The sequence below is a fragment of the Pseudomonas chlororaphis subsp. aurantiaca genome (assembly GCF_013466605.1).
GTDB classification, from domain to species: Bacteria; Pseudomonadota; Gammaproteobacteria; order Pseudomonadales; family Pseudomonadaceae; genus Aquipseudomonas; species Aquipseudomonas chlororaphis_I.
Window position 1 is genome coordinate 6,317,167 of sequence record NZ_CP059162.1, and the last position, 16,752, is coordinate 6,333,918.

General features: G+C 64.8%; 14 protein-coding genes. 9 read left to right on the forward strand and 5 right to left on the reverse strand.

The features are described 5' to 3' along the window. Positions 1 to 241: 241 nt before the first annotated feature. A complete protein-coding gene (locus H0I86_RS28985; RefSeq protein ID WP_180923056.1) occupies positions 242 to 2,419 on the forward strand; it encodes a malate synthase G in 2,178 nt (725 codons plus the stop codon). Positions 2,420 to 2,499: 80 nt separating this feature from the next. Here H0I86_RS28985 and H0I86_RS28990 read toward each other — a convergent pair whose 3' ends face one another. Next, positions 2,500 to 2,946 (reverse strand): response regulator, encoded by a 447-nt coding sequence (locus tag H0I86_RS28990; RefSeq protein WP_009045922.1) that lies wholly within the window; start codon positions 2,944 to 2,946, stop codon positions 2,500 to 2,502. Positions 2,947 to 3,199: 253 nt separating this feature from the next. Here H0I86_RS28990 and H0I86_RS28995 point away from each other — a divergent pair, with 253 nt between their 5' ends. The 7 genes from H0I86_RS28995 to H0I86_RS29025 all read left to right on the forward strand — a co-directional run bounded on the left by H0I86_RS28995 (position 3,200) and on the right by H0I86_RS29025 (position 11,585). Continuing rightward, positions 3,200 to 5,140 carry a putative nucleotidyltransferase substrate binding domain-containing protein gene (locus tag H0I86_RS28995; protein ID WP_180923057.1) on the forward strand — a complete coding sequence of 647 codons (1,941 nt, stop codon included), beginning with the start codon at positions 3,200 to 3,202 and terminating at the stop codon, positions 5,138 to 5,140. Then, complete coding sequence (locus H0I86_RS29000; protein ID WP_180923058.1) at positions 5,137 to 5,844, forward strand: 3'-5' exonuclease; 708 nt, start codon at positions 5,137 to 5,139, stop codon at positions 5,842 to 5,844. Before H0I86_RS28995 ends, H0I86_RS29000 begins: the two co-directional genes overlap by 4 nt. Positions 5,845 to 6,070: 226 nt before the next feature. After that, positions 6,071 to 6,589, forward strand: a complete 519-nt coding sequence (locus H0I86_RS29005) for an RNA polymerase sigma factor (protein ID WP_009051207.1) — start codon at positions 6,071 to 6,073, stop codon at positions 6,587 to 6,589. Next, on the forward strand, positions 6,586 to 7,572 hold the full coding sequence (locus tag H0I86_RS29010; protein ID WP_180923059.1) for a FecR domain-containing protein: 987 nt from the start codon (positions 6,586 to 6,588) through the stop codon (positions 7,570 to 7,572). Before H0I86_RS29005 ends, H0I86_RS29010 begins: the two co-directional genes overlap by 4 nt. A gap of 200 nt (positions 7,573 to 7,772) precedes the next feature. Next, on the forward strand, positions 7,773 to 10,202 hold the full coding sequence (locus H0I86_RS29015) for a TonB-dependent siderophore receptor (RefSeq protein ID WP_180923060.1): 2,430 nt from the start codon (positions 7,773 to 7,775) through the stop codon (positions 10,200 to 10,202). A gap of 64 nt (positions 10,203 to 10,266) precedes the next feature. Continuing rightward, entirely contained in the window at positions 10,267 to 11,400 is a 1,134-nt protein-coding gene (locus H0I86_RS29020; protein ID WP_180923061.1) for a PepSY-associated TM helix domain-containing protein, read from the forward strand. Beyond that, positions 11,397 to 11,585 (forward strand): hypothetical protein, encoded by a 189-nt coding sequence (locus tag H0I86_RS29025; RefSeq protein WP_180923062.1) that lies wholly within the window; start codon positions 11,397 to 11,399, stop codon positions 11,583 to 11,585. Before H0I86_RS29020 ends, H0I86_RS29025 begins: the two co-directional genes overlap by 4 nt. Here H0I86_RS29025 and H0I86_RS29030 read toward each other — a convergent pair. Then, the gene (locus H0I86_RS29030; protein ID WP_180923063.1) at positions 11,563 to 11,985 is read right to left on the reverse strand and encodes a hypothetical protein; all 423 of its coding nucleotides are present in this window, start codon (positions 11,983 to 11,985) and stop codon (positions 11,563 to 11,565) included. The genes H0I86_RS29025 and H0I86_RS29030 overlap by 23 nt on opposite strands. Before the next feature lie 111 nt (positions 11,986 to 12,096). On the opposite strand from H0I86_RS29030, the gene H0I86_RS29035 reads away from it, so the two are divergent. Further along, the gene (locus tag H0I86_RS29035; RefSeq protein WP_180923064.1) at positions 12,097 to 12,726 is read left to right on the forward strand and encodes a glutathione S-transferase; all 630 of its coding nucleotides are present in this window, start codon (positions 12,097 to 12,099) and stop codon (positions 12,724 to 12,726) included. Between the two features lie 206 nt (positions 12,727 to 12,932). Here the strand turns inward: H0I86_RS29035 and creD are convergent, their stop codons facing one another. The 3 genes from creD to creB all read right to left on the reverse strand — a co-directional run bounded on the left by creD (position 12,933) and on the right by creB (position 16,695). Further along, a complete protein-coding gene (gene creD / locus H0I86_RS29040; protein WP_180923065.1) occupies positions 12,933 to 14,309 on the reverse strand; it encodes a cell envelope integrity protein CreD in 1,377 nt (458 codons plus the stop codon). Positions 14,310 to 14,593: 284 nt separating this feature from the next. Continuing rightward, a complete protein-coding gene (creC, locus tag H0I86_RS29045; RefSeq protein WP_180923066.1) occupies positions 14,594 to 16,015 on the reverse strand; it encodes a two-component system sensor histidine kinase CreC in 1,422 nt (473 codons plus the stop codon). Further along, on the reverse strand, positions 16,015 to 16,695 hold the full coding sequence (creB, locus tag H0I86_RS29050) for a two-component system response regulator CreB (protein ID WP_101283783.1): 681 nt from the start codon (positions 16,693 to 16,695) through the stop codon (positions 16,015 to 16,017). The genes creC and creB overlap by 1 nt, the downstream gene beginning before the upstream one ends. Positions 16,696 to 16,752 lie beyond the last annotated feature (57 nt).

A 16,752-nucleotide genomic window follows, 5' to 3' on the forward strand; every position in this document is an offset into this window, starting at 1 on the left:
ACCGCAATTCATCATGTAGTATGCCGCAGCGCGCACTACATAACGTTGGATCGATGTCTGCCAAGGCGCAGTCGCAACCCTGAAAGCCCTGTCAGCAAGGCTTCAAGCCGTTGATTGGAACCATCCCAGCCGCCAGCGATGGCATGTACTGGTAGAGGGGTTTGTGGTTTAAATGGCCAGAGGCTTCATTGTTAATTTGAAGAGCTGAAAAGCGAAATAGCTGAGCAGAGTGAGGCAAGCAATGACTGAACACGTTCAAGTCGGTGGCCTGCAGGTCGCCAAAGTCCTGTTCGACTTCGTGAACAACGAAGCCATTCCCGGTACCGGCCTCACCGCCGACAAGTTCTGGGCCGGCGCCGACAAGGTCATCCACGACCTGGCGCCGAAGAACAAAGCCCTACTCGCCAAACGCGACGATTTCCAGGCGCGTATCGATGCCTGGCACCAGTCCCGTGCCGGCCAGGCCCACGACGCCGTGGCCTACAAAGCCTTCCTGCAAGACATCGGTTATCTGCTGCCAGAAGCGGCGGACTTCCAGGCCACGACGCAAAACGTCGATGACGAGATCGCCCGCACGGCCGGCCCGCAGCTGGTGGTCCCGGTGATGAATGCCCGTTTCGCCCTCAACGCCTCCAACGCCCGCTGGGGCTCGCTGTACGACGCGCTTTATGGCACCGACGCCATCAGCGAAGCCGACGGCGCGGAAAAAGGCAAAGGCTACAACAAGGTGCGCGGCGACAAGGTCATCGCCTTCGCCCGCGCCTTCCTCGACGAGGCCGCGCCATTGGCTGCCGGCTCCCATGTCGACTCCACCGGCTACAAGATCGTCGACGGCAAGCTGGTGGTCGCCCTCAAGGGTGGCAGCAACAGCGGCCTGCGCGACGACGCCCAGCTGATCGGCTACCACGGCGATACCGCGGCCCCGACCGCGGTCCTGCTGAAACACAACGGCCTGCATTTCGAGATCCAGATCGACGCCAGCAGCCCGGTCGGCCAGACCGACGCCGCCGGCGTAAAAGACGTGCTGATGGAAGCGGCGCTGACCACCATCATGGACTGCGAAGACTCGGTCGCCGCCGTCGATGCCGATGACAAGGTGGTGATCTACCGCAATTGGCTCGGCCTGATGAAGGGCGACCTGGCCGAAGAAGTGGCCAAGGGCGGCCAGACCTTCACCCGCACCATGAACGCCGACCGCGAATACACCGCACCCAACGGCGGCAGCGTGAAGCTGCACGGTCGTTCGCTGCTGTTCGTGCGCAACGTCGGTCACCTGATGACCATCGACGCGATCCTCGACAGCCAAGGCAACGAAGTGCCGGAAGGCATCCTCGACGGCCTGGTCACCAGCCTCGCGGCGATCCACAACCTCAACGGCAACACCTCGCGCACCAACAGCCGCACCGGCTCGGTGTACATCGTGAAACCGAAGATGCACGGTCCGGAAGAAGCCGCGTTCACCAACGAGCTGTTCGGGCGCATCGAAGACGTGCTGGAACTGCCGCGCAACACCCTGAAAGTCGGGATCATGGACGAGGAGCGCCGCACCACGGTCAACCTCAAGGCCTGCATCAAGGCCGCCAGCGAGCGCGTGGTGTTCATCAACACCGGCTTCCTCGACCGCACCGGCGACGAAATCCACACCTCCATGGAAGCCGGCGCCGTGGTGCGCAAGGCCGAGATGAAGGCCGCCAAGTGGATCGGCGCCTACGAGAACTGGAACGTCGATATCGGCCTGAGCACCGGCCTGCAAGGCCGCGCGCAGATCGGTAAAGGCATGTGGGCCATGCCGGACCTGATGGCCGCCATGCTCGAGCAGAAAATCGCTCACCCGCTGGCCGGCGCCAACACCGCCTGGGTACCTTCGCCTACCGCCGCGGTCCTGCACGCCCTGCACTACCACAAGGTCGATGTGTTTGCCCGCCAGGCCGAACTGGCCAAGCGCGCCCGCGCCTCGGTAGACGACATCCTGACCATCCCGCTGGCCAGCAACACCAACTGGTCGGCCGAAGAGATCAAGAACGAACTGGACAACAACGCCCAGGGCATTCTCGGCTACGTGGTGCGCTGGATCGACCAGGGCGTCGGCTGTTCCAAGGTGCCGGACATCAACGATGTCGGCCTGATGGAAGACCGCGCCACCCTGCGCATTTCCAGCCAGCACATCGCCAACTGGCTGCGCCATGGCGTCGTCACCGAAGCCCAGGTCATGGAAAGCCTCAAGCGCATGGCGCCCGTGGTGGACCGGCAGAATGCCGGCGACACCCTGTACCGTCCGCTGGCCCCGAACTTCGACAGCAACATCGCCTTCCAGGCGGCGGTCGAACTGGTGATCGAAGGCACCAAGCAGCCGAACGGCTACACCGAGCCGGTACTGCACCGTCGTCGTCGCGAGTTCAAGGCCCGCAACGGCCTGTGATCCTGCGTTAACGCAGTAAAAAAAGCCCTGGTCGCACGATCAGGGCTTTTTTGTTGGGGCCGCAAACGTCATCGCTCGCGCTAGCGCACCACCCCCAGCTCATGCTTGACCAGCGCCAGCAGCTTGCCGGTGTCGATCGGCTTGAGCAGGAAGTCCACCACGCTCAGGTGCATGGCCGCGATGGCGTCACGCACATCGGCATCCCCGGAAATGATAATGATCGGCAGCGCCGCCCGCTCCGATTCTCGCACCTGGCGTATCAGGTCCAGGCCGTTGCAGGGGGCCATGCGCAGATCGGTGATCAGCAGTCCGATCGATTTGTTCGAGTTCAACAGTTCAAGTGCGGCCTTGCCACTGGCCGCGGTCATGCAGCGAATGCCATCCAGCCCCAGAATCTCCGACAGCAACTCACGGGCATCCTTGTCATCATCGGCAATCAACACGCGCTGGGGCGGCAGATCAGGCTCGAGCATCACGGCGTTCAGCGCCTCGCGCTCGGCATCACTCAAAATATCGTGGTCGGACATGGCTTTCTCTACATATTCAAATCGATCCCCTAGCACAGTGGTCAGACATCGCTAAGCAGGCCTCCAATGTGCACTTCGTCGGATTTTTTTCCAAGAGGCCGGATAAGTACTTTTTTCACGGTTTTGACACCTGCTTGAAGCGAATTAACAGGTGCAGACCCGCTACCTAGACTTACGTCCAATGGGCACCCGGCAGCGTGGGACCGACCATGACCCAAGACCCGACCACAACAAATCCAAAAAGACTGCGGTAATGGTTATGAGTAAAGCGGATGCCTTCACCCAGGCAGGGAAAACCGCGGTGTTGCAGAACATCCACGGCACGATGCAGTTTCTCCAGCGGTTCCCCCCTTTCAATCAGATGGAAAACGCTCACCTGGCGTACCTGGTCGAGCAATGCCAACTGCGTTTCTACGGCCCCGGCGAGAGCATCATCAAACCCGCCGACGGCCCGGTCGAACACTTCTATATCGTCAAGCAGGGCCGGGTGGTCGGCGAGCGCCAGCACGCCCTCAAGGGCGGCACCGAAACCACCTTCGAGATCACCGCCGGCGAGTGTTTCCCCCTCGCCGCGCTGCTGGGCGAGCGCGCCACCCGCACCGAACACCTGGCGGCCGAGGACACCTTCTGCCTGCAACTGAACAAGCCAGCTTTCATCAAGCTGTTCGCCCTCTGCGCGGTGTTTCGCGATTTCGCCCTGCGCGGTGTCAGCAGCCTGCTGGACCAGGTCAACCAGCAGGTCCAGCAAAAGGCCGTGGAAACCCTCGGCACCCAGTACTCCCTCAACACCCGGCTGGGCGAACTGGCGATGCGCCATCCGGTGACCTGCAGCCCGCTGACCCCGCTGCGCGAAGCCGTGAGCCTGATGCACGAGCAGCAGGTCGGCAGCATTGTGGTGGTGGATGAACACAAGGCGCCGCTCGGCATCTTCACCCTGCGCGACCTGCGCCAGGTGGTGGCCGACGGCACCAGCGACTTCAACCAGGGCATCGAACGGCACATGACCCAGGCGCCGTTCGCCCTGTCGCCGGACCACAGTGCATTCGACGCCGCCATCGCCATGACCGAACGGCATATCGCCCACGTCTGCCTGGTAAAAGAGCAGCGCCTGTGCGGCGTGGTTTCCGAGCGCGACCTGTTTTCCCTGCAACGGGTCGACTTGGTGCATCTGGCGCGGACCATCCGCAACGCGCCGCGCATCGACAACCTGGTGGCGATCCGCGGCGAGATCGGCCTGCTGGTGGAACGCATGCTGGCCCACGGCGCGTCCTCGACCCAGATCACCCACATCATCACCCTGCTCAACGATCACACCGTGTGCCGGGTCATCGAACTGACCCTGGCCGACAAGGGCGACCCCGGCGTGCCGTTCAGTTGGCTGTGTTTCGGCAGCGAAGGCCGGCGCGAGCAGACCCTGTACACCGACCAGGACAACGGCATCCTGTTCGAAGCCCGCGACGCGGCCCATGCGGCACAGATCCGCGGCAAGCTGCTGCCCCTGGCGCAGCAGATCAACCAGAGCCTGGCGCTGTGCGGCTTCACCCTGTGCAAGGGCAATATCATGGCCGGCAACCCCGAGCTGTGCCTGTCCCGCGCCGAGTGGGCACGGCGCTTCGCCGCCTTCATCCGGGAGGCCACACCGGAGAACCTGCTGGGTTCGAGCATCTATTTCGACCTGCGGGTGGTCTGGGGCGACGAGCAAGGCTGTGCCCAACTGCGCCGTGGCATTCTCGACCAGGTCGGCGACAACCGTCTGTTCCAGCGCATGATGGCCGAGAACGCGCTGCGCCAGCGCCCGCCAGTGGGGCGTTTCCGCGAATTCGTCCTGGCCAGGAAAAACGGCGAAAAAGCCACCCTCGACCTCAAGATCCAGGGCCTCACCCCCTTCGTCGACGGCGCGCGCCTGCTGGCCCTGGCCAACGGCATCGACGCCAACAACACCCTGGAGCGCCTGCGCCAGCTGGTGGCCAGGGAGGTCATCGAACCCCTCGACGGCGCCGCGTATGAAGAGGCCTATCACTTCATCCAGCAGACCCGCATGCAACAGCACCAACTGCAGACCCGGCAGAACCTGCCTTACTCCAACCGCGTCGACCCGGACAGCCTCAACCACCTGGACCGGCGCATCCTGCGCGAGTCGCTGCGCCAGGCCCAGCGCCTGCAAAGCAGCCTGGCGCTGAGGTACCAGCTATGAGCCTGTTCGCCTGGTTGCGTCCGGCCAGCGCGGCACTCAGCGCCGAACAGCAACAACGCCGCGAGCGCCTGCCCGTCGCCCCGCCACTGGGCGAATGCAGCCTGCGCGAACAGCGCTGGGTGGTGCTGGACCTGGAAACCACCGGGCTCAACCTCAACCGCGACCAGGTGCTGTCCATTGGCGCGGTGGTGATCGAAGACGGCGCCATCGACTTCAGCCAGCAGTTCGAACGCACCTTGCAGCGTACCGACCACAAGCTCAGCCCCAGCGTGCTGATCCACGGCCTCGGCCCGAGCGCGATCGCCGCCGGTAGCGACCCGGTGGAGGCCTTGCTGGATTTCATGGAGTTCGTCGGCGACAGCCCGCTGCTGGCCTTCCATGCGCCGTTCGACCAGCACATGCTCGGCCGGGCCCTGAAGGACAGCCTGGGTTATCGCCTGCAGCATCCGTTCCTCGACGTCGCCGAAATGGCCCCGCTGCTCTGCCCCCAGGCGCATATCCGCGAAGCCGGGCTGGATGACTGGATGGGCTACTTCAAGCTGCACGCCGGCGAACGCCACCATGCCGCCGCCGACGCCCTGGCCACCGCCGAACTGGCGCTGATCCTGTTCAGCCGCGCCCGCCAGCAGCAGATCCACAGCCCGCTGAACCTGCAACAGCGGCTCAGCCAATGGAAGCGCCGGCAACAGTCGCACTCCTTCTGACCCTGTAGCCGCTGCCGAGCTATAGCGCGGCTGCGATCAGGCTGGGCGGCATTCCGACGCAGCGCCGGCTTCGCCGTCGATCGCAGGCTGCGCCAGCGGCTACAGAAATCGGCCCGAAACATTGGCTATCCACCCCGCCGACCAGCGCCCATTGCGCGGCTCTTTGCGCCCTGCCACAATCGCGAATAATTCTCGTTAGTTTAAACTTCTCGATTGGGATACTCAGGTGTCGTCAGCCCAAAGCCCCCACAGTGACCTCGTTGGCGCGTTGTATCGCGACCATCGCGGCTGGCTGCTGGCCTGGCTGCGACGCAACGTGGCCTGCCCGCAACGGGCCGAGGACCTGAGCCAGGACACCTTCGTCCGCCTGCTGGGCCGCGACGAACTGAAGGCCCCGCGCGAGCCGCGGGCGTTCCTGGTGGCCATCGCCAAGGGCCTGCTGTTCGACTACTTCCGCCGCGCCGCGCTGGAACAGGCCTACCTCACCGAACTGATGCTGGTCCCGGAAGAGGAACAGCCCTCCCCGGAAGAACAGCAATTGATCCTCGAAGACCTCAAGGCCATCGACCGCCTGCTGGGCAAGCTGTCGAGCAAGGCCCGCGCCGCCTTCCTCTACAACCGTCTCGACGGCCTCGGCCACGCGGAAATCGCCGAACGCCTCGGCGTGTCCGTGCCGCGGGTCAGGCAGTACCTGGCCCAAGGCATTCGCCAGTGCTACATCGCCCTGTACGGTGAGCCGCTATGAGCCCGCTCAACGCCAAGCCGGTGTCCGCCCGGGTGCTGGACGCGGCGATTGCCTGGCAGCTGTCGCTGGACTCCGGCGAGGGCAACCCGATGGCGCGCGAAGAGTTCGCCAAATGGCATGCCGCCGATGAAGAACACGCCCGCGCCTGGCGCCAACTGGGCATGCTCGACCAGCGCTTCAGCGTCGCCAGCGGCCCGGCCCGCAGCGCCCTGCTGCAATCGCGGGACAGCCTCCGCCGCCGCGTGCGCAAGCTCGGCAGCGGGCTGGCCAGCTTCGCCCTGCTGCTGGGCCTGGCCCTGTTCGCCGGCGAACGTTACGGCCAGCTGGATTACTGGCTCGCCGACCAGCGCACCGCCACCGGCGAACAGCGCACCCTGCGCCTGGCCGACGGCACGCTGATCAACCTCAATACCCACAGCGCCGTGGATGTGCGTTTCGACGAAAAACAGCGGCGCATCGTGTTGCAGGCAGGCGAGATCCTGGTCGAGACCGGCCACAACGACGCCCGGCCCTTTATCGTCGAGACCCGCGAGGGCCATATGCGCGCCCTGGGCACGCGCTTCCTGGTCAAGCGTGAGGAACAGGGCACCCGCTTGAGCGTGCTGCAATCGGCCGTGGCCGCGCGGCCGGAGTCCGGCCAGGACGAACAGATCCTCAAGGAGGGCCAGCAGGTGCTGATGCGCCGCGACGGCCTTGGCCCGCTGCTGGCCCTGAACCCCGGCGCCGATGCCTGGACCCGCGGCATGCTGGTGGTAGACAACGCGCGCCTGGCGGACCTGGTCAGTGAGCTGGGGCGCTACCGCCGCGGCCATCTGGGAGTGTCCGACGACGTAGCCGACCTGCGCATCACCGGCAGCTTTCCGCTGCACGACACCGACCTGGCCCTGAGCGCGCTGCTGCCCACCCTGCCCGTGGCCATCGAGCGGCACACGCCCTGGTGGGTCACTCTGGTGGCGCGGGCCGAGAGCAAGGCCAAGCCTTAGCACGTGCTGCGTCGGGACGATCTTTATCGCGGCAATCGCCCCTCGATCGCTCGTAAAAACGCTCCTTGGCACCGGGTGTCCCGAGCCGAAACACCGCGCTGTTTTTCGTGAATCGAAATTATTTTCAATCCGCCCTATCACTTTTTGAATCTCGTCCGGCACATAGGCAATTGAGAAATGTTTCCACCAGGAGCCGCCGTATGTCCCGCTCGCTAGACACCCTGTTGCGCCCCAGCCTGTTGGCCGTGGCCATTGCCCTCTGCGCACCGTTGGCCAGCACCCCGCTGATCGCCGCCGAACAGGCGTCCGGCGTGCGCGCCTACAACCTGCCGGCCGCGCCCCTGGCCAGCACCCTGAACCAGATCGCCAGCCAGGCCGGCCTGGCCCTGAGCCTCAACCCGAACCTGGCCGCCGGCAAGACCTCGGCCCCGGTCAAGGGCCAGTTCGATGCCGCCGGCGCCCTGCGCGAGGCCCTGCGCGGCACCGGCCTGCAACTGGAACAAAGCAGCGCCGGCACCTACAGCCTGGTAGCGATTCCCGACGGTGTGGTGGCCCTGCCGGAAACCAGCATCACTGGTCAGCAGGCTTATGAGAGTGCCTGGGGGCCGGTGGACGGTTACCTCGCCGCGCGCACCGCCGCCGGCACCAAGACCGACACCTCGCTGGTTGAAGCGCCGCGTTCGATTTCCGTCGCCACCCGCCAACAGATGGAAGACCGCAACGTGCAGAACCTTGATGATGCCGTGCGCTACATGCCCGGTATCGTTTCCGCCAGCTACGGCAGCGACACCCGCTATGACTGGATGCGCGTGCGCGGTTTCGAGCCCACTCAATTCCTCGACGGCCTGCCACTGCCCCGCGGCGTGTATGCCAACCCGAAAGCCGAAACCTGGAACCTCGACCGCCTTGCCCTGCTGCGCGGCCCGGCCTCGTCGGTCTACGGCCAGACCCCGCCGGGCGGCCTGCTGGACATGGTCAGCCGGCGCCCCAGCGCTGAATCGAGCCATGCCATCCAGCTGCAGTACGGCAGTGACAACTACCGCCAGATCAACTTCGCCAGCACCGGCAAGATCGACAATGAAGGCCAGTTCCTCTATGGCCTCAGCGGCGTGGTGCGGGATGCCGGTACTCAGGTCGATCACATCGACAACAAGCGCTACAACATCGCCCCCAGCCTGACCTGGAACATCGATACCGATACCAGGCTGACCCTGCTCTCGCAGTTCACCCGTGACGATACCGGCGCGACCAGCCAGTTCATGCCGATCCAGGGCACCAAGATCAAGTCGCCGCTGGGTGACGTCTCCCATCACAAGAACCTCGGCGACCCGGACTACGAGTTCTACGACCGCACCTACTACGCCCTGGGCTACGCCTTCGAGCACCGCTTCAACGATGTCTGGCAGTTCCGCCAGAACCTGCGCTACACCAAATCGGAGCTGTCCTTCCAGCAGCTGACCGTGGGCTCCTACGCCTACTCCCCGGCCGATGCGGCAGGCAATATCAGCCGTACCTCGACCAACGTGGACGAGGACATCAGCCAGTTCGCGGTCGACAACAACTTCCAGGCCGACTTCGCCACCGGCGACATCACCCACACCGTGCTGATCGGCCTGGATCACCAACGCACCGACACCTCCTATCTGTCGATTTACGGCGACGGCGGGACCACCAACATCTTCAACCCGGTCTATGGCAAGCCGATCGTGCGTCCGGCGCGCTCCAGCGCCTACTACGACTACAACCAGAAAACCGTGCAGACCGGCCTCTACGTACAGGACCAGATGGCCCTGGACCAATGGCGCCTGACCCTGGGCGGTCGTGAAGACTGGGTGCACCAGGGCACCACTTACTTCAACAAGAACGACGTGACCAACACCGACCGCAGCAAGAACTTCAGTGGCAACGCGGCACTGAGCTATGTGTTCGACTCGGGCCTGGTGCCGTACCTCTCCTACGCCGAATCGTTCCAGCCAGCCAGCAACGCCAGCGTCTCCCCCACCGAGTCGTATAAACCCACCGAGGGCAAGCAATGGGAGCTGGGCATCAAGTACCAGCCACCTGGTTCGAACACCCTGCTGAGCGCGGCGGTCTACGACCTGACGCAGAAAAACGTGCTGGTAACCAGCATCGGTGCCGGTGGCGAGTCGGTGACCAACCAGACCGGCGAAGTGAAGGTCAAAGGCCTGGAGCTGGAAGCGGTGTCCGACGTGACCGACAACCTCAAGGTCATCGCCGCCTACACCCTGGCCAAGTCCGAGGTGCAAAAAGGCATCTACAAAGGCAACCGCCTGCAACTGATGCCCAACCAGCAAGCCTCACTGTGGACCGACTACACCTGGCACAGCGGTGTGCTCGACGGTTTCGGCATTGGCGCCGGAGCCCGCTACACCGGCAATACCTATGGCGACCAGGCCAATACCTGGCTGGGCAAGGCCAATGCCTACACGGTGTTCGATGCCGCCGTGCATTACGACCTGGGCCGCCTGGACAGCAGCCTCAAAGGCGCGTCGCTGAAACTCAACGCCACCAACCTGTTCAACAAGGACTACCTGTCCACCTGCGATGGTTCCTACTGCTATTTCGGCGATCAGCGTAGCGTGGTCGCCAGTGCCACCTATCAGTGGTAATCGGCTGAGTTAACCACCGGGCCGTCCTGCCAAGGGCGGCTTTGCTGTGTCTGAAGGCTAAGAAATGAAAAGCAAAACCATCCGCCGCTGGTCCTTTATCCACACCTGGAGCAGCCTGGTCTGCACGGTGTTCCTGCTGATGCTGGCCCTGACCGGCCTGCCGCTGATCTTTCACCACGAGATCGACCACCTGCTGGGCGACGCGCCGCCGCTGCGGGAAATGCCCGCCGACACCCCGCAGTTGGACCTGCAGCAGCTTGTGCGCGCCGCCGAGGCCCATCGCCCGGGCGAGGTCATGCAGTACTTCGGTTGGGACGAGGAAGACCCCAACGGCGTGCTCACCATCATGGCCAGGACCGCCGGCACCGAGCCCAACTCGTCCCACACCTTCATGCTCGACGCCCGCACCGGCGAAGCCGTGGAAACGCCCTCGGCCAACGGCGGGCTGATGATGTTCATCCTGCGCCTGCACGTGGACCTGTTCGCCGGCCTGCCGGGCAAGCTGCTGCTGGCCTTCATGGGCCTGCTGTTCGTGCTGGCGATCGTCTCCGGCGTGATGCTGTACCTGCCGTTTATGCGCCGGCTGGCCTTCGCCACGGTGCGCCAGGACAAATCCACCCGCCTGCGCTGGCTGGACCTGCATAACCTGATCGGTGTGGTGACCCTGACCTGGGCCCTGGTGGTCGGCGTCACCGGGGTGATCAGCGCCTGCGCCGACCTGCTGATCGCCGCCTGGCGCAACGACAGCCTCAGCGCGATGATCGAGCCGTACCGCGATGCGCCGCCGCTGACCCAACTGGCCCCGGCCAGCCGCCTGCTGGAGATCGCCAAGGAGGTGGCGCCGGGCATGCAGCCGGACTTCATCGCCTTCCCCGGCACGCGTTTTTCCAGCGAGCACCACTACGCGGTGTTCATGAAAGGCAGCACCCACCTGACCTCGCACCTGCTGACCCCGGTGCTGATCGACGCCAGCACCCTGGAGGTCACCGCGGTGGCCGAACGTCCCTGGTACATGGACGCCATGGGCATGTCGCAACCGCTGCACTTCGGCGACTACGGCGGCATGCCGATGAAGATCCTCTGGGCGACCCTGGATGGGCTGACCATCATTGTCCTGGGCAGTGGCCTGTACCTGTGGATAGTCCGCCGCCGCGCGGCCAGGCCGGCCTTGGGCGAACCCGCCGGGGTGGCGCCATGAGGCCGCGGCAATCGAACTTCTGGAAGGTCTTCGGCGCGCCGCTGTTCATCGCCGTGCTCTGTGCCGCGGGGCTGTTCTCCGCGCTGCTCGGCGACGGCATCTGGGACACCCTGAGCTGGCTCGGCCTGAGCGCTCCGGCCCTGATCGCCCTGCGGGGTTTGTTCAACCGCCCGCCCCCGGCCTGACCCCGGCGGCGGGGAAACCGCGCCACAGGTACAGCGACAGCCCCAGGCCGATCGGCAATACCGGGATGAAGACGCGGTTTTCCCGCTGCGCCTCGGTAGCGACCAGCACGCAGAACAGTGCCAGCCCCAGCAGCGGTACATAGCTTGCCGCCAGGCCCCAGCGCCAGGGCCGGGTCAGCGGTTCGGGGCCCCGCAGGCTCAGCAGCGCACAGCCCAGGGCTGGCAGGGCCAGCGCCGGCAGCGCCCAGTACCAGGCCATGTAGGCGAACGCCATGATCAGCTCCGGCTCACCCTCGCCGTGGCGGCGAAACTCGTACTGCAAGGCCAGGTACACCGCCAGCGCGCCCAACAGGGTCAGGGCCAGGCTGTACAAGCCGTGTCGAAGATAGGACCTGCGCATTCATCACTCCTTGTCTGTCCTGCATGCCGCCCCTGTGGCCGGGGCCAGAGGCTGCGCTAAGATCCCCCGGGTTACGAGCCTGCGCTCCACTTCCACCCGCGAGGAATATTCATGTCCACCCCCAGCATGACGCTGTTCCACAACCCGGCATCACCTTATGTGCGCAAAGTCATGGTGCTGCTGCATGAGACCGGCCAGCTGGACCGCGTGGCCCTGCACGCCAGCCAGTTGACCCCGGTGAATCCGGACGCCGCCCTCAACCAGGACAACCCGCTGGGCAAGATTCCTGCGCTGCGCCTGGCCGACGGCAATGTGCTGTACGACAGCCGGGTGATCCTCGACTACCTCGACCAGCAACACGTCGGTAACCCGCTGATCCCCCGCGAAGGTTCGGCCCGCTGGCGACGCCTGACCCTGGCGGCCCTGGCCGACGGGATCATGGATGCCTCGGTGCTGATCCGTTACGAACTGGCCCTGCGCGCCCCCGAGAAACACTGGGAGCTGTGGCTCGATGGCCAGCGCGACAAGATCCGCCGCGCCCTGGCCGTGCTCGAGGCCGATGCGATCGCCGAACTGGCCAGCCACTTCGACGTCGCCGCCATCAGCGTCGCCTGTGCCCTGGGTTACCTCGACTTCCGCCACCCCGACCTGCAATGGCGCGATGCCCAGCCCCAGTTGGCGGCCTGGTACGCCGAGGTCAGCCAACGCCCTTCGATGCTGGCGACCCAGCCGCCAGCTTGAAGGCCCCGGGTGCGGTCATCACCTGAAGTACGCTGGTGGCCGGCCCGGCCCTATCGCGAGCAAGCTCGCTCCTACAGGTTTCGCGGTGTCCCATGTAGGAGCGAGCTTGCTCGCGATGGCCGCTCCTCGGTGCTTCAGGCAACAACCTGACTATCCATGCCAGCAAGGCCTCTGCTTGCTGCTGATCCTCGCGCAAGCCCAACGACCTACTCATGGGCCACCTCCGCTTCGAACGTCAGCGGCTGGGCCGGTTTGGCCTGGCCTACGCCGTACCAGTCGAGCTTGCGGGTCAGCACCATGAACACCCCCAGCAGGCCGAACAACAGCAGCGAACCCATCAGCAGCGCGTAATCCTCGGCGCTGAGCAAGCCGTACAACAGGCCATACAAGGCAGCCAGGCCGGCGGCGAAACTCAGGCCATGGCCCAGGCTGCGCAACACATGGCAGACGTAGAAACCGATCAGCATCACGCAGGCACCGGCCGACAGCAGGTAGGCCAGGGCAAAGCCGATGTGCTCCGACAGCGACAGCAGCAACAGATAGAAGAACGCCAGGGCCACGCCCACCAAGGCGTACTGCACCGGGTGCACCGCCAGGCTCTTGAGCACCTCGAAGAGGAAGAAGCCGGCAAAGGTCAGGGCGATGAACAACAGTGCGTATTTTATCGCCCGGTCGCTCTTGAGGTACTGGTCCACCGGGTCGATGAAACTCACGCCGAAGGAGCGGTTCTTGAAATCCTTGCACTGTCCGCTGGCCAGGCAATTGATCAAGGCGCTTTCCAGGTTGGTGGAGAAGAACGAGGTCTGCCAGTTGGCGGCGAAACCCAGGTCGGAAATCTCCCGCTGCGCCGGCAGGTAGTTGCCGATAAAGCTCGGATGGGGCCAGTCGGCACGCAGGCGTACCTTGCTGGTCTTGCCCACCGGCAGCACTCGCAACTGGCCGGTGCCTTGCAATTGCAGGTCGAAAGCGAAATCCAGGTCGGTGCTGCGCTTGCCGTCCAGCAGCGGCAGGTTAACGTGTACCCCCTCCCCCAGCCAGTCAACCCGGGTGCCGGGCGCGAAAGGCAGGTTCTGCCCGTTCAGCTCGAGGGCCAGCGCTTGTTCGATGCCGCGAATGTCGCTGATGCCCACGGCGAGAAACGGCTGCTCGAACTTGTAGTCGGCGAAGTCTTCCTTGATCCCCAATTGCTCGGGCAGCGCAAACTGCCCGCTGATGCGGTTGTTGGCATGGAACAGCCGGGCCTGGTAGATCCCCCGGGCACGCAACTCGGTCCGCACCTGGCCATCGAGTTCGAAGTGCTCCGGCAGGAAATACAGCTGCCCACGTTCCTCACCCTGTTCCTGGTAACGCGTGTTGGTCTTCTCGTTGGTTTTCCAGGTGCGCACCACCTTGCGATAAGGCACCACCAGCAGCGGGCCGCTCAGTTGTTGGCTGTAGCTGGAGCTGCGGGCGATGTCGGTCAGCACACCGTCGCGCAGTTCCTGGCGCTCCTGGATCAGCCCATCGATCATCAACAACGGCACCAGCAGCCCCAGGATCAAAAGGGCGATCGCCCCAAGCTTTATGGTCAGATTGCGGTTCATGGAGTCTCTCCCTGTTCGAATGAGGGAGAGTCTGGGCAGCCCATGTGGGGGTTTTATGGGGGGAGTGTGGAGAGTGTGTGGAGATTGGCTTTGTAGGAACCAGCCGACGCGTTTTCCCAGGTGAATCGCAGATTCAGGGGTTGCGGTCGCTACGTCGGAATGCCGCCCAGACCGAGCGCAGCCTCGCAGGCTCGGCAGCGGCTACATGGACTGCGCGCATCTTGTAGCCGCTGCCGAAGGCTGCGATCGGGTGCGAAGCAGCCGCAAACGGTGCACGCGGTGGCTCAGAGGGGAAACAGCAGCGTCACTTCAACGCCACCTTCCACATTGCCGATCTGCATCTGGCCGCCATGCAGTTGCACCACTTCTTCGACGAAGTTCAGCCCCAGGCCGGTGCTTTTACGCCCGCTGTCAGGCCGTGGCAGGGAGTAGAAACGTTCGGTCAGGCGCGCCAGGGCGTAGTCCGGGATGGGCTCGGCCTGGTTGAACAGGCTGAACCGCAGTTGGTCGCCCGCTCTGCTGGCGCTCAAGCGCAACACGCCACCGGCGGGGGTGAAATCCAGGGCGTTTTCCAGCAGATTGCCCAGGGCCTGGCGCAACAGGAACGCTTCGCCCGACAGCTTCAGCCCCGGCTCGATGCGCTGTTCGACCTGCAAGCCCTTGCCCTCAATCCGCGCCTTCTGGCTGTCCAGCACCTGGTTCGCCAGGTCCGCCAGCGGCACCGCCTCGCGCTCTTCCAGGCCGTGGCGCTGCTCGACCTGCGCCAGGTTCAGCAAGCGCTCGATCAGGTGCTGCATGCGCGCGCTTTCGCTGTCGATGTTGCTGACGAAACGTGCGCGCTGCTCGCCGGGCATCTCGCTCTGCAACAGCTCAGCCGCCCCGCGAATCGCCGCCAGCGGGCTTTTCAGCTCGTGGGTCAGGGTATGCACGTAACGCTCGACATAAGCCTTGCCCTCCAGCTGGGTGCGCATGTGCTCCACCGCCGTGGCCAGTTGCTCCAGCTCGCCGCCGCGGTAGTGCGGCAGCTCGGCGCGGCGACCCTCGCTGACCGCCTGGGCATAACCGGTCAGGCGGCGCAGGGCGACGCTCAGCCACCAGGACAGCAAGGCGCCGAACAACAGGCCGAGGCCGATCAGGCCGGCGCCGTACCACAGCAGGCGGCGCTCGGTGCGGTCGACGTAGGGCTGCAGGGAACTGTTGGGCTTGGCCACGGTGACCACGCCGATGATCCGGCCGTTGTCGCGAATCGGCGCGCCGACATGCATCACCGAGGAGCTAGGGTCATCGGCCACGCTGCGCGAGGAACGCGCGCCGTATTGGCCGCGCAGGGTCAGGTACACGTCGTTCCAGCGCGAATAATCCTGGCCGACCGCCAGACCGCTGGAGTCCAGCACCACCTTGCCCTCGGCGTCGGTAACGTAGATGCGGTGGTTGACCTGGTTTTTCGGCAGGCCCCAGATAGTCGCCGCCGGCTGCCGCTCGCCATAGGCCTTGAGCAGTTCCGGCCAGCGGTTCTCGCTGAGGGTGCCGGCCTTGAAGTCGTCGCGCAGGATTTCCGCCAGCAGGTTGGCGGTGTCCACCAGGGTTTCTTCGGTGGACTGGCGCACGCCCGGGCGGATTTCCTCCATCACCGTGCTGAGCACGAAATAGCCGGTCAGGCCGACGAACAGGACGTAGACCAGGAAAATCCGGATTCCCAACGGCATCAGCTGTGCCCCGGGCTGTAGCTGTAGCCCAGGCCGCGATGGGTCTGGATCGGCTCGGCGTCGGCCGCCACCAGGCGCAGCTTGGCCCGCAGGCTCTTGATATGGCTGTCGATGCTGCGCTCGTAGCCGGCATCCGCCGCCACCCCCAGGGCGTCGAGCAACTGCTCGCGGCTGAACACCCGCTCGGGTTGCTCCAGCAGGCAATGCAGCAGGCGGAACTCGTGGCGAGTCAGGCTCAGCAACTGGCCGCGGTAGCTGATCTGGAACTTGTCGGTATCGACCTGGAACGGCGCGGCCGGCGCCTCGACCACCGCTCGCGGCGCCATGCGCTTGAGGATGGCCTTGACCCTTGCGGCGACCTCGCGCGGGCTGAAGGGCTTGACCACATAATCGTCGGCGCCGATTTCCAGGCCCACCACCCGGTCGATTTCACCGTCCCGGGCACTGAGGAACATCACCGGCACCTCACTGAAGCGCCGCAGTTGCTTGCAGGTTTCGAAGCCGCTGATGTCCGGCAGGCCGATGTCGAGAATCAGCAGGTCCGCCGGCGTATGGCGCTGATAGTCCAGCGCCGCCTGCCCGAGGTTCAGCCAGGTGGTGCTGAACCCTTCACCCTGCAGGGCAAAAATCAGCGTATCGGCAATCGCCGCTTCGTCTTCGACAATCAGGATATGAGGCATGGCATCCAAGCACGGAAAGTAAGTGCCAGAACGGTGCCGGATGCCTCATGCGCCGTC

Bases quoted from the DNA above. Each gene is read 5' to 3' on its own strand.
- H0I86_RS28985 (WP_180923056.1), top strand. From the start codon at position 242: ATGACTGAACACGTTCAAGTCGGTGGCCTGCAGGTCGCCAAAGTCCTG.
- H0I86_RS28990 (WP_009045922.1), bottom strand. From the start codon at position 2,946: ATGTCCGACCACGATATTTTGAGTGATGCCGAGCGCGAGGCGCTGAAC.
- H0I86_RS28995 (WP_180923057.1), top strand. From the start codon at position 3,200: ATGGTTATGAGTAAAGCGGATGCCTTCACCCAGGCAGGGAAAACCGCG.
- H0I86_RS29000 (WP_180923058.1), top strand. From the start codon at position 5,137: ATGAGCCTGTTCGCCTGGTTGCGTCCGGCCAGCGCGGCACTCAGCGCC.
- H0I86_RS29010 (WP_180923059.1), top strand. From the start codon at position 6,586: ATGAGCCCGCTCAACGCCAAGCCGGTGTCCGCCCGGGTGCTGGACGCG.
- H0I86_RS29015 (WP_180923060.1), top strand. From the start codon at position 7,773: ATGTCCCGCTCGCTAGACACCCTGTTGCGCCCCAGCCTGTTGGCCGTG.
- H0I86_RS29020 (WP_180923061.1), top strand. From the start codon at position 10,267: ATGAAAAGCAAAACCATCCGCCGCTGGTCCTTTATCCACACCTGGAGC.
- H0I86_RS29025 (WP_180923062.1), top strand. From the start codon at position 11,397: ATGAGGCCGCGGCAATCGAACTTCTGGAAGGTCTTCGGCGCGCCGCTG.
- H0I86_RS29030 (WP_180923063.1), bottom strand. From the start codon at position 11,985: ATGCGCAGGTCCTATCTTCGACACGGCTTGTACAGCCTGGCCCTGACC.
- H0I86_RS29035 (WP_180923064.1), top strand. From the start codon at position 12,097: ATGTCCACCCCCAGCATGACGCTGTTCCACAACCCGGCATCACCTTAT.
- creD (WP_180923065.1), bottom strand. From the start codon at position 14,309: ATGAACCGCAATCTGACCATAAAGCTTGGGGCGATCGCCCTTTTGATC.
- creC (WP_180923066.1), bottom strand. From the start codon at position 16,015: ATGCCGTTGGGAATCCGGATTTTCCTGGTCTACGTCCTGTTCGTCGGC.
- creB (WP_101283783.1), bottom strand. From the start codon at position 16,695: ATGCCTCATATCCTGATTGTCGAAGACGAAGCGGCGATTGCCGATACG.